11 protein-coding genes are annotated in these 12,943 nt (G+C 30.6%); 7 read left to right on the top strand and 4 right to left on the bottom strand.

Annotation, left to right across the window (positions count from 1 at the left end; all coding sequences use genetic code 11):
• Both R2808_RS10975 and R2808_RS10970 read right to left on the bottom strand, forming a co-directional pair.
• Nucleotides 1–561, bottom strand: a 561-nt coding sequence (locus R2808_RS10975; protein ID WP_371271061.1) for an LpxD N-terminal domain-containing protein, incomplete at its 3' end; no start/stop codon positions are given.
• Nucleotides 562–646: 85 nt separating this feature from the next.
• Complete coding sequence (locus R2808_RS10970; RefSeq protein WP_371271060.1) at nt 647–1,876, bottom strand: HD domain-containing protein; 1,230 nt, start codon at nt 1,874–1,876, stop codon at nt 647–649.
• A gap of 148 nt (nt 1,877–2,024) precedes the next feature.
• Here R2808_RS10970 and R2808_RS10965 point away from each other — a divergent pair, with 148 nt between their 5' ends.
• From R2808_RS10965 to R2808_RS10935, 7 genes are all read left to right on the top strand, one after another.
• Complete coding sequence (locus tag R2808_RS10965; RefSeq protein WP_371271059.1) at nt 2,025–3,578, top strand: PglZ domain-containing protein; 1,554 nt, start codon at nt 2,025–2,027, stop codon at nt 3,576–3,578.
• A gap of 65 nt (nt 3,579–3,643) precedes the next feature.
• On the top strand, nt 3,644–4,057 hold the full coding sequence (gene tsaE, locus R2808_RS10960) for a tRNA (adenosine(37)-N6)-threonylcarbamoyltransferase complex ATPase subunit type 1 TsaE (protein ID WP_371271058.1): 414 nt from the start codon (nt 3,644–3,646) through the stop codon (nt 4,055–4,057).
• Nucleotides 4,058–4,252: 195 nt separating this feature from the next.
• Nucleotides 4,253–5,731 carry a Na+/H+ antiporter NhaC gene (gene nhaC, locus R2808_RS10955; protein ID WP_371271057.1) on the top strand — a complete coding sequence of 493 codons (1,479 nt, stop codon included), beginning with the start codon at nt 4,253–4,255 and terminating at the stop codon, nt 5,729–5,731.
• 107 nt (nt 5,732–5,838) lie between these two features.
• On the top strand, nt 5,839–6,474 hold the full coding sequence (locus tag R2808_RS10950) for a peroxiredoxin (protein WP_371271056.1): 636 nt from the start codon (nt 5,839–5,841) through the stop codon (nt 6,472–6,474).
• A 75-nt stretch (nt 6,475–6,549) separates the two neighbouring features.
• Nucleotides 6,550–6,858, top strand: a complete 309-nt coding sequence (locus tag R2808_RS10945) for a thioredoxin family protein (protein ID WP_371271055.1) — start codon at nt 6,550–6,552, stop codon at nt 6,856–6,858.
• A 4-nt stretch (nt 6,859–6,862) separates the two neighbouring features.
• Nucleotides 6,863–7,123, top strand: coding sequence for a hypothetical protein (locus R2808_RS10940; RefSeq protein WP_371271054.1), 261 nt, complete (start codon nt 6,863–6,865; stop codon nt 7,121–7,123).
• A gap of 75 nt (nt 7,124–7,198) precedes the next feature.
• Nucleotides 7,199–8,908, top strand: coding sequence for an alpha/beta hydrolase (locus R2808_RS10935; protein ID WP_371271053.1), 1,710 nt, complete (start codon nt 7,199–7,201; stop codon nt 8,906–8,908).
• Nucleotides 8,909–8,914: 6 nt separating this feature from the next.
• On the opposite strand, the gene R2808_RS10930 is transcribed toward R2808_RS10935, so the two are convergent.
• Nucleotides 8,915–11,404, bottom strand: coding sequence for a WG repeat-containing protein (locus R2808_RS10930; RefSeq protein ID WP_371271052.1), 2,490 nt, complete (start codon nt 11,402–11,404; stop codon nt 8,915–8,917).
• Between the two features lie 77 nt (nt 11,405–11,481).
• The coding region (gene acs, locus R2808_RS10925; RefSeq protein ID WP_371271051.1) for an acetate--CoA ligase at nt 11,482–12,943 on the bottom strand (1,462 nt) is incomplete at its 5' end.

Below are 12,943 nucleotides of genomic sequence, written 5' to 3'. Positions count from 1 at the left end.
AGCAAAACCGAAGCCATCTGAGCCAATAATGGTTCCTGAATGAATGGTGCAATTTTTTCCTATACTACTTTCGGAATAAACACGAACGCCCGCAAACAAAACAGAATTATCGCCTATTATAACATTATCGCCTATAAAACTATTTGGATAAATTTTTACGTTATTACCAATGGAAACATTTTTTCCCACGTAACAAAAACTACCCAAATACAATCCTTCGCCATATTGAACTCCTTCAGATATAACTGATGGTTGCTCGATTCCTGATTTCATTAATTTTACTTGGTTGTAATATTCTAACAGTTTTGAAAACGCTTTGTAAGCATCTTCCACCTTAATTAAAGTTGTTGTAATATGCTGCTCGGGTTGAAAAGTGGCGTTTACAATGGTTATTGTTGCATTTGTAGTGTAAATATGATGTTCATATTTTGGATTTGCTAAAAAAGTTAAAGAACCTTCGGTTCCTTCTTCAATTTTAGCTAACTTATAGACTTCAGCCTCAGGATTTCCAAAAACTTCTCCTTCTAAAATTCCTGCTATTTGAGTTGCTGTAAATTTCATTTAACTTGTGTTAGTTTGTAAAAATAATTGACCAATCAATTTACTTTATTCTGACAAAAATATAAAATTATTTAAAATGATAAACTTATAAAAGTTGTTTTGGATAACAAATATAGAATTTAGTTACTGTTTTAGATAATGCTTTAAGCAACAATTGGTCCGATGCTTCAATAACATCTACTAAATATTTATTTTTTTTAAGTATCATAATAGGTGCTGCTTTTTTGCTGTATGCCTGATTTTTTAATTTACCCGTTAACACAAAATAATCGGCTTCTTTGTTTGAAATATTTTCCGAAAGTATTAGTTTTTGTTTAATTTCTTTAATAGCATTACTATTTGGTTTCTCGTTTAGTATTTTAATTTTTAATAAATCACGATTTATAATCATTTTACAAAGTGTTGCTAAAGTTTTATCTGTATGAAATTGCCATTGTTTTATAGCACTCATTACATCAAAGTCGTCTAGGTAACTAAACGTAAGCAAATCGTTATCAGTAAATTGATTATTCGAAATTTTATTTTGTATAAAATATTGCAATGGTTTACTGGCTACTATTTCTATTCCGTTTTGGGCTAATTCTTTTGCACGCTGTAAAATTTTAGTGAGTATTAATTCTGCTACAACCGATGTTTTGTGTAAATAGGTTTGCCAATACATTAAACGCCGTGCTACTAAAAATTTTTCTACCGAATAAACACCTTTTTCTTCAATAACCAATATATCATCAACCACATTCATCATTTGAATTAAGCGTTCGCTGTTTATGTTTCCTTCGGCTACACCGCTGTAAAAACTGTCGCGTTTTAAATAATCTAATCTGTCCATATCGAGTTGACTCGAAATAAGTTGCAACATAAATTTACGATGATATTCGCCTTTGAAAATTTTAATAGCTAATGATAATTTTCCATTAAACTCATTATTTAATTTTTGCATAAATAACAACGACAATTCTTCGTGATGTATGTTTTCGACTATACTATGCTCCATTGCATGACTAAATGGCCCATGGCCAATATCGTGCAACAGAATGGCAATATACAAAGCATTTTCTTCGTCTTTAGAAATAGAAACGCCTTTAAATTGAAGGGTTTTTACAGCACTTTGCATTAAGTGCATCGATCCTAAAGCATGATGAAAACGTGTATGATGTGCACCAGGATACACTAAATACGACATGCCCATTTGCGAAATACGACGCAACCGCTGAAAATATGGATGCTGAATTAAATCGTAAATTAACGAATTTGGTATAGTTATAAATCCGTAAATAGGGTCGTTAAATATTTTGAGTTTATTGGTATTACCCACACATTAATTTTTTAAGTTTTTACAAAAATAGCGAATTAAAACCTATTTTTATACGAATTAAAAAAATGAAAAAAATTATATAATTTTTAATAAAAACTACGTTCAAGATGTATAACTTGCAATCAAAAATAATTTTGTACGTAAATATATGAGCACAATAAAAATACTTTGGGTAGATGATGAAATAGACTTGTTAAAACCACATATCCTTTTTTTAGAAAAAAAAGGTTACGAAGTTACTACGGTAAATAACGGTCAAGATGCAATAGATTTGTTTGAAGAAACAAATTTTGATATTGTATTTCTAGATGAAAATATGCCTGGTTTAAGCGGACTAGAAACGCTTGCGGAATTAAAAGAAAAAAAATCGTTAATTCCCGTAATTATGATTACTAAAAGTGAGGAAGAATATATAATGGAAGAAGCTATTGGCTCTAAAATTGCCGATTATTTAATAAAACCCGTAAATCCAAATCAAATATTATTAAGTTTAAAGAAAAACTTAGACCATTCGCGTTTAGTTTCAGAAAAAACTACTTTAGATTACCAAAAAGAGTTTCGAAAAATTGCAATGAATATGGCTACCGTAAATTCTTTTGAAGAATGGGACGAGCTTTATAAAAAACTGGTTTACTGGGAAATGGAACTCGAAAATATAGACGACCAAAGTATGATTGAAATATTAGAAAGCCAAAAAGCAGAAGCTAATTTTCAGTTTAGCAAGTTTATTGAAAAAAAATATGAAAATTGGATACAAAACGAAAGTAACTCGCCCATTTTATCGCATCAAGTATTTAATAAATTAGTAGCGCCCGAAATACGAAAAAAAAACAAACCTATACTTTTTATAGTTATCGATAATTTGCGTTACGACCAGTGGAAGGCTTTTGAAAGTGTTGTAAAAAATCATTATAAAATAACTAGCGAACGCAATTATTTTTCTATTCTACCAACAGCAACACAATATGCTCGAAATGCTATTTTTTCGGGCTTATTACCTTTAGAAATGGAAAAAAAATATCCGCAATATTGGAAAAACGATACCGATGATGGTGGTAAAAATTTACACGAAGCCGATTTTTTAAACGAGCAATTAAAACGCATTGGACTTAACATTAAACAAGAATATTATAAAATTACTAATTTTAAAGACGGAAAAAAATTAGCAGACAACTTTAAATCGTTAAAAAACAACGATTTAACAACTATTGTATACAATTTTGTTGATATGCTTTCGCATGCAAAAACCGAAATGGAAGTGGTTAAAGAACTGGCTTCTAACGACAAAGCTTACCGTTCGCTTACAGCAAGTTGGTTTAAAAATTCGCCATTATTAGAGATTATTCAACAAGCGCAAATTAATGGTTTTAGGTTAATTATAACTACTGATCATGGCACTATAAATTGTAAAAACCCATCAAAAGTAATTGGCGATAAAAACACATCGTTAAATTTAAGGTATAAAACCGGAAGAAGCTTAACATATGAAGAAAAAGAGGTTTATGCGGTAAAAGACCCGAAAAGAATTGGTTTACCTGCCATTAATATGAGTAGTTCGTTTATTTTTGCTAAAAATGATTTCTTTTTAGCCTACGTAAACAATTTTAATCATTATGTAAGTTATTATCGAAACACGTATCAACACGGTGGTATTTCGCTAGAAGAAATGATAATTCCATTTGTTATTTTAGAACCTAAGTAATTACAGTTTACGGTTTACAATCATAGAATACAATCCGAATTTATTTAAAATGTCAATCAAAATTTATGACCTTTATTTATAGTTTAAACGAAATAAAAAACATTGCACAACAAATTTTAGCTATTCCGCAGTTAAAAAAAGTAATTCTTTTTAACGCCGAAATGGGCGCAGGTAAAACAACTTTAATAAAAGCATTAACAAAAGAACTAGGCGTAATAGATAATTCGAGTAGTCCCACATTTTCACTGGTAAACGAATACCATACAGAAAACAATCAAATTATTTATCATTTTGATTTGTATCGACTCAATTCTGAAATTGAAGCCTACGATATGGGAATTGACGAATACTTTTATTCTGGAAATTGGTGTTTTATAGAATGGCCCGAAAAAGTACCCAATTTAATTCCGCTTGATCATGCTAGTATTTCTATTTCGGTTTTACCAAACGAAATGCGACAATTAACTATTACAAATTAAAAAAACAAATACAATTTATTAGAAAATTAACCTTGAAATAGTATTTAAACGATTACTAAACAAAGTTTTAAACCTATATTGCAATTAAAATTTAATTACTTACCTATTTTTCAAATTTTCTATTATTATGAAATGATGTTGCAATTTATTTGATTATCAAAATCATTTCTTTAAATTGCAATCTAATTTTATACTATGGACACACAAATACACCGCAACAAAGAACTAAATATATTTGAAGCCTTACTTCCTGTTTTCGCCTTAATAGCAATGCTAGCCTATAATGTTTTAGTGGTTTATAGCGGTCCAGACGACGATCCGCTTGCTGGTAGCAATCAGTTTGTATTATTGTTAGGCGCAGCTGTTGCAGTAATTGTTGGCCTTTTTAACAAGGTTTCGTTTAAAAGAATGATAGACGAAGTAGCCGAGAATATAAAATCTACAGCAAGCGCAATTTTAATTTTATTAATGGTAGGTGCTTTAGCAGGCACTTGGCTTATTAGTGGTATTATTCCTAGTATGATTTATTATGGATTGCAAATATTAAATCCTGCTATTTTTTTACCAGCTAGTATGATTATTTGCGCTGTAATATCGGTTGCAACAGGAAGTTCTTGGACAACTTCAGCAACAGTTGGTATTGCATTAGTAGGCATTGGTGGTGCACTTGGGTTTCCTGTAGGAATGGTTGCTGGTGCTGTTATTTCGGGTGCTTATTTTGGCGATAAACTATCGCCTATGTCTGACACTACTAACCTTGCTCCTGCTATGGCAGGAACCGATTTATTTACTCATATTCGCTATATGACTTTAACCACAGTTCCTTCCTTTGTAATAGCGCTAATACTTTTTGTAATTTTAGGATTAACTGTAGATATTCATGGAAATACCGACACAAGTGCTTTACTAATCGATATCAAAAAATCATTTAATGTAACGCCTTGGGTTTTTTTAGTTCCCATAATTGTTATTGGCTTAATATTTAAAAAAACCGAACCCATTATTGCTTTATTTATTGGCGTGCTATTAGGTGGGATTTTTGCATTAATCTTTCAACCACAAATAATTAATCTACTAACAGCTACCGATCATATTACTTTTAAATCGGCTTATAGAGGAATAATTGATGCTATAACTACAGAAACTATTATTCCAACCGAAAATGAAAATTTAGTAAAACTTTTTAAAGCCAAAGGTATGAGTGGTATGTTAGGTACAATATGGCTCATTATTTGTGCTATGGTATATGGTGGGGTTATGGATGCTATAGGCGCTTTAGCTCGTATAAGTCAGGCTTTGTTAAAATTAGCCAAATCTACTTTAGGTTTATTCGCTTCTACTGTTGGAAGTTGTTTAGCGTTAAATATTACAGCATCAGACCAGTATTTGGCAATTGTTGTACCTGGCAAAATGTTTGCAAAAGCCTATAAAGATAGAGGTTTAGCACCCGAAAATTTAAGTAGAACTTTAGAAGATTCTGGAACGGTAACATCTGTTTTAGTACCTTGGAATACTTGTGGGGCTTATCAATCTGGCACATTAGGCGTTGCAACTTTTGATTATTTGCCTTACGCCTTTTTTAATTTACTAAGTCCTTTAATGACATTAGTATTTGCCGCTTTTAATATTAAAATAAAACAATTACTATCAAAAAATGAAGAAAACGAATTATAAATAAAATTTATTCTTAAATAAAAATTAACCATTACTTACTTATAGTAGTGGTTTTTTTATTTGTAAATTTGTACAAGAAAATTAATATTAACTTAATACATAAAACAATGGCATTAGTAGGAAAAAAATTTCCAAACATTACAGTAGATGCAATATCTGAAATGGGCGATAACTTAAGAATTAACGTTTTAGAAGAAGCAGTAAACAACAACCAAAAAGTATTATTATTTTGGTATCCAAAAGACTTTACTTTTGTTTGCCCTACAGAATTACACGCTTTTCAAGCAGCATTAGGCGAATTCGAAAAAAGAAATACTAAAGTAATTGGCGCTTCTTGCGATACTAACGAAGTACATTTTGCTTGGTTAAACACTGCAAAAGATAATGGTGGTATTGAAGGTGTAACGTATCCTTTATTAGCAGATACTACTAGAAATTTATCTGCAGCTTTAGATATTTTAGATGCAGAATGGGTTTACGACGAAAATTTAGAAGAAGAAATTTTAGAAGGTTCAAATGTAACTTTCCGTGCTACTTATTTAATAGACGAAACGGGAAAAATTTTCCACGAAAGTGTAAACGATATGCCACTTGGTAGAAATGTAAACGAATATTTACGTTTAATCGATGCTTATACACACGTTCAAACTAAAGGAGAAGTTTGCCCAGCTAACTGGGAAGAAGGGAAAGACGCTATGAAAGCAGACAGAAACAGTACTGCAGAATATTTAGCTTCGCATTAATTTTAGTTAAAAGTTTCAGGTTTCAGGTTAATACAACTTGAAACTTGAAACTAATTCAACCTTAAACAAAAAAATATGTTTCAAGAAATAGACCAAGATAATTTACAAGAAATTGTTGCTAACAATGAAATTGTAGTAGTACAATATGCAGCCTCATGGTGCGGCAATTGTCGAATAATGAAGCCTAAATTTAAAAAATTGGCATCAGAAAATGAAGCAATTCCTTTTGTAATTGTAGATGCTGAAAAATTTCCAGAATCTAGAAAATTAGCCAAAGTAGATAATTTGCCAACATTTGCTACTTTTAAAAACGGAGAATTAGTAAACCAAACGCAAACAAACAAAGCTGACGTTTTAGCCGAATTAGTAAACGAAGTACTTTAAGCTTATGAAATTACCCGTTATAAAACAACTAACGCAATTTATTGAAGATAACGATCAAGATTATTTAGTGGAAACTATAGAGGTTTTAGAAAATTTAACCGAAGTATCTTCTTTAAAAGATGAAGAATTAGACGTTATTGGCGAACTTATATCAAATATGTACGGCGCACTAGAAGTACATCAAATGATTAAAGATGGAAAAGATAAAAAAACAGCTTTAAACGAGTTTATGCAACGCGTTTTAGGCGCAATTGATAAAGAATAGCCAAAATCTATTCTTTATCAATTTAATTCTATTCGTAATAATTTTATATATTAGTCGTGCTAATTTTAAGTTATTATGAATAAAATTATACTTTCTACAATTGTTATTTTTACAAGTTTTCTAGGTTTCACACAGAATACTAATTATCAAATAAAATCTAGACCCGTTGCTTTTGAAAGTGTTGAAACTATAAACGACAGCATTGTTTCTTACAAAACTACAACACAAAACTTAAGTTTTACAAGCAAACTACCCTACCCTATACTTTTTATTCACGGTTTAAATTCCGACTCTAATACGTGGAATAATTCTATTAATTATTTAGAAAATCAATACGGATTTACCTTTGGCGGTCGTTTCGATTTTTGTTTAAATGGCGATAATAATGATGCCGTAGCCAATGTAAATATTTATCCAACTGCAAATGCTGATATTATTCCTTTTGAACTAGCCAATATGCAAAATGGCGATTATTATTTAGTAAATTATAAAGTTAATGTCGATGGTTCGTTAGGCAATAGTGTTTTAAGCAATCAAGCTGCCATAGTAAAACAAGGAAAAGCGCTACAAGTAGCCGTAAATCGTGTAATGCAACTTACAGGAAAAAACAAAGTAATTCTTGTAGGACATAGTATGGGCGGTTTAGCATCAAGAGAATATATTCAGAACAATTACAATTGGCAACCCGATAATTTGCACCATGTTGCCAAATTATTAACACTAGGCACACCACATGGTGGTAGTAATGCTAGTGATTTAGCATTGGGGTTTTTTGTAGGTATCGATACACATTCCGAAGCTATTCGCGATTTAAAAATTACCTATTACTACAGCGGCGACCAAGGACGTTATTTATTTGGCGGATTAGAAGTAAACGATAGTAATAATATGAACGAGCATTTATGGGGAGACGATTTTTTTAATATTGATGTTAATTGTAATGGTGCAACAGGCGATAATGTTTTAGGACTAAATCAAAAAAGTATCGATAATTTAATTGATTTTACTAATGTAGTAGGAAAAATAAATGGTAGCGCTACAGATGGTGTAGTAACTGAAACTTCTGCAAAAATGAACAATTATTTAACCGGATTGCAATTTCCTGCTAAATATTTTTACTATACTTCTATTGGTGTAGAAAATCACACAGCGTTGCCAAACCAGTATTACCAAATAATGCAAGGACTCGATGAACCTAACTTTAACGAACTAGCCTATGAAGTAGCGACTAATACCGAATATTATGGTTTTACAACTGTACAAGAAAATAGTGCCAATGCAGATAATGATTTTTATAAATTTAGTGTTAGCGATGAAATGATTACTACCGTTACCGTTAATGAAATAGCAACCTCGCAACTTACCGTACAGTTATTAGACAATGCTGGCAACACAATTACACCCGTAACTACAAATACCGGAAATGCTGCTACACTTAATGCAACTTTAGCTCCTGGCGATTATTTTTTAAAAATTGTAAGTACAGCGCCATCGAATACCGATTATCAAACTCCTTATGTATTTAGTATTAATACTACTTTAGAAACTACAAGTTTTACTACAAATAATGAGTTTATTATTTATCCTAATCCGTTTAACGATTATATTGCAATTGAAAATGGAAATTTTGCAAAAGGAGAATTTTATACTATAAATGGTCAAAAAGTTTTAACGTTTACAACGGAAACTAAAATTGCTACTTCGCAACTGGCAAAAGGAACTTATGTTTTGGTTTTAACAAATAATAATGGTAAAGTTGTTACTAAAAAAGTAGTAAAAGAATAAGCGAAATTAAAATCGGTTTTTCATAAAATACGAGCTAATCCAAAAACCGTTTATTTTAATAGCGTTTCGTAAAATTCGTTCTAAATATTTAGTATCGCCATACGCCCAGTCGGTAGCACGTTTGTTAGTAACAATGCCATTTTCGTAAATAATAAAATCGGGAACGTTTGTTAAAGACTCTTTTTTATAAAAATCGGAATTCCAATACGAATATTTAAAACGCAATAAAACATCTGTATATTTTTCGGTAATCCAAGATAAATTTTCGCCTAAATATAATTTTTCGTTTGTAAAAACATTTCGATCTAAAAATTGCAACAAATGTTTTGATGGCGAAATTTTCTTTGAAAATGCAACCATTTTTTGATTGTCTTTATCGTTTAAGGCTACAATAAGTGCTTGTTTTAATTCATCAAAAGATTTGTATCCATCATGTATATCCATTATTTGTGCTTCACTAGATAACCTTCCGTTATCTTGTAATATGTGCATTTTCCCATTATAAAAAGCAAAAGCTTCGTAATGTTCTTTTTCAGCAATAAATTCAAAGTTTGCAATTTCATCAAATGGACCATTATTTAAAACAATTCCTTTTTCGTTTAGCAAACAATATGTGTTTTTTTCTTTTGCTTTAAATAAATTTGAACTACTAATTTTTTCAATATAATTGTACTTAAAAGGTGTAATTATTTGATTTTCAATATTTATAATTCCGAATTTTTTGTTTTTCTTGGCAACGAAACTAACATTTTTTGTATCTTCTCCTTGAAAATTAATACTAAGAAAATCGTAAATTAAAGGAATAATTGTTTTGTTATTTTCATCGACTATTCCAAATTTTTTATTGTTTTTTACCAAGTAATAGCTTTTATTAGGTTGATTAAACAAATCAAAAAACTGAAGAATTTCATCATACATAAACGGAATAGTTGCATAGCCTAATTCTTCATTAAATAAAGCTGTTTTTCCGTTTGTATTTTTTAAAACAATGTTGTTATCTGGAATTTTAAAAAATTGGTCGTCTTCTAAGTAAAAATATTCTGTAATTTCGTTAGGATAAAGAACTTTATTATCTTTGTTAATTATAGTATAAGTACCATCTTTTAAGGCAAAAAACAATTTGCTATTATGGGTGTACGATCTACGAATAGTTGTATATACTGCTGGTAAAATTTCATTTCCATTGGCATCGTACAAACCTGCTTTTTCATCGGGTGTAATTACTTCATAATTATTTTCACCAAGTTCAAAAATATATTTATACGCTACGGGAAATAATAATTTATTTTTTGATAAATTGAATATTCCGTAAAGATTATCATTGGTAACTTTAACCAAATTTTTATCGTCTAAAAAAGTATCAAAATCATCGTAAGCTATGGGTATAAGTGTTTCGCCTTTAGTGCTTACAATTCCTTTCTTTTTATTTTGAGTTACAATAAATTTGTTGCTCGAAATATAAATATCGTCATATACAAAAGGTAAAATTTCATTACAATTATAATCTATTAATCCGTTTTTTCCGTTTTTTGTTAATTCAATATAAGTTGTTCCGTCTAAATGTATATTTTGATATTGTGGTGTTATAATTTTATTTGAATTTTTAAAAAAAATACCTTTCAAATTATTTTCTTCAATAATTACAGCTTGTCTATAACTATTATCGTCTTTTATTTTGTCTAGTGTTATTGGATAAATTTGCTCTTTATGGTTATAAATTCCAAATTTTCCGTTTTTTTCCACATAATAATACTGTAACGGTTTTGTTGAATAAAAAAAATTGTGCTTTTCTATTTGCTGCTTTTCATAATTGGTATTTAATGAACCTGTAGTAGTATGAATAGCATCGTACTCAAAATTTAGAAAAAGGTCATTATCGAGAAAAAGTCCGTATTTAGTATCGTTTTTAATAACCAAAGCATCGTTTTGATACACTATAATTTCGTTGCTCGAAAATTTTGTTTTTTTATTAAAAATATAAATATCGAGCGCATTTGTTTCTGGATTACGAATTAAAGAAAGTCCGTTTTTACTCGAATACTCTATTTTATTTGGTTGTAATTTTAGAATGCTTTTACCTTCGGTATCAAAAGTTGCCGTTTTATTTTTTTTAGTAACAAAAAATGTATTACCCCTATAAAAATAACTTATATCATCATACTTAACAGGAATAATATCTTTTTTACCATCAATTGTAATTACACCTTTTTTAGAACCTATCGCAACAATATATAAACTTCCTGTACTACTTATTATATTGTCATAAATAGGTTCAACTAAAGTATCGCCTTTATACTTTCGCACTCCTTTTTTCCCATTTTTACTAGTAAAAATACTAATTGCCTTACTACTGTCGAAAGCAGGTGCTTCTACTGAGGGTTCCATTACAGGATAAGCAATTCCGCCTTCTTCGGTTGCTACTCCTCTTCTATTTATTATTTGCGATTGCAAAAGATTACTGATAATACAAAAAAATAATAAAAATAGTGTTTTCATAAAGTGTTTATTAACTTTAATTAAAATAAAAAAACAGCTCTAATTTGAAGCCGTTTTTAAAAACAAAAAAGAAGTTATTAAAGTTTCGCATCTTTAATTTCATCAATAATTTCAGGATTTAATAAGGTAGATGTATCGCCAAAGTTGCTAAAATCGTCTTCGGCAATTTTACGCAAAATTCTTCGCATAATTTTACCCGAACGTGTTTTAGGCAATCCGCTTACAAATTGAATTTTATCTAATTTTGCAATTGGACCTATTTGATCAGAAATCAAATTGTTGATTTCTTTTCTCAAATTATCTTGATTACGTGATTCTCCTGTTTCTTTTAAAATAACATAGCCATAAAGTGCATTTCCTTTAATATCGTGTGGAAAACCTACAATAGCACTTTCGGCAACGGCAGGGTGTTCGTTTATAGCATCTTCAATAGGTGCTGTTCCTAAATTATGTCCCGAAACAATAATGACATCATCTACTCTACCAGTTATTCTATAATAGCCTACTTCATCTCGCAAAGCACCATCGCCTGTAAAATATTTACCTGGATAGGCTTTATAATATGTATCTATATACCGTTGGTGGTCGCCCCAAATAGTACGAGCCATACTGGGCCAAGGAAATTTTATACACAAACTGCCTGTTACTTGGTTGCCCTCAATTTCATTACGTAATTCGTCCATTAATACCGGTTGTATTCCTGGTAATGGTAAAGATGCGTAAGTAGGTTTTGTAGGCGTTACAAACGGAATAGGTGAAATCATAATCCCTCCTGTTTCGGTTTGCCACCAAGTATCTACTAATGGGCAACGTTTTCCGCCTACATGGTCGTTGTACCAGTGCCACGCCTCTTCGTTTATGGGTTCGCCAACCGAACCAATAACTTTTAAGGAGTTAAGTGGATATTTTTGTACAAAATCTAAACTTTCTTTTGCTAATGCTCGAATAGCTGTTGGTGCGGTGTAAAATTGGTTTACTTTATGTTTTTCGATTACTTCCCAAAAACGACTAAAATCGGGGTATGACGGAACGCCTTCAAATAATACAGTAGTGGCTCCGTTTAAAAGTGGGCCGTATAAAATATAAGAATGACCTGTAATCCAACCGATATCTGCGGTGCACCAATACACATCGTTTTCTTCATATTGAAATACATTTTTAAACGTATAAGCGGTATAAACCATATAACCTGCTGTAGTATGAACCATTCCTTTGGGTTTACCTGTAGAACCCGAAGTGTATAAAATAAATAGCGGATCTTCAGCATCTATAATAGCTGCAATATGATTATCTTGAGCTTTGTCTAATAACGGTTTAATCCATTGATCGCGCCCTTCTTTCATAGAAACAGTTTCATTTGTTCGCTTTACAACTAAAACCTTATTAACATTAGAACATTTTTCTAATGCTTCATCTACAATTCCTTTTAAATTAATCGTTTTGTTTCCTCTAAAACCGCCATCGGAAGTAATTACCATTTTAGCATCACAATCATTAACTCGAGACGCTAAAGCAGAAGAAGAAAAACCAGCAAATACA

The sequence above is a fragment of the Flavobacterium sp. genome (assembly GCF_041392005.1).
Lineage (GTDB): Bacteria > Bacteroidota > Bacteroidia > Flavobacteriales > Flavobacteriaceae > Flavobacterium.
This window is presented reverse-complemented; position numbering and strand designations above follow the sequence as displayed.

Bases quoted from the DNA above. Each gene is read 5' to 3' on its own strand.
- R2808_RS10965 (WP_371271059.1), top strand. From the start codon at position 2,025: ATGAGCACAATAAAAATACTTTGGGTAGATGATGAAATAGACTTGTTA.
- tsaE (WP_371271058.1), top strand. From the start codon at position 3,644: ATGACCTTTATTTATAGTTTAAACGAAATAAAAAACATTGCACAACAA.
- nhaC (WP_371271057.1), top strand. From the start codon at position 4,253: ATGGACACACAAATACACCGCAACAAAGAACTAAATATATTTGAAGCC.
- R2808_RS10950 (WP_371271056.1), top strand. From the start codon at position 5,839: ATGGCATTAGTAGGAAAAAAATTTCCAAACATTACAGTAGATGCAATA.
- R2808_RS10945 (WP_371271055.1), top strand. From the start codon at position 6,550: ATGTTTCAAGAAATAGACCAAGATAATTTACAAGAAATTGTTGCTAAC.
- R2808_RS10940 (WP_371271054.1), top strand. From the start codon at position 6,863: ATGAAATTACCCGTTATAAAACAACTAACGCAATTTATTGAAGATAAC.
- R2808_RS10935 (WP_371271053.1), top strand. From the start codon at position 7,199: ATGAATAAAATTATACTTTCTACAATTGTTATTTTTACAAGTTTTCTA.
- R2808_RS10930 (WP_371271052.1), bottom strand. From the start codon at position 11,404: ATGAAAACACTATTTTTATTATTTTTTTGTATTATCAGTAATCTTTTG.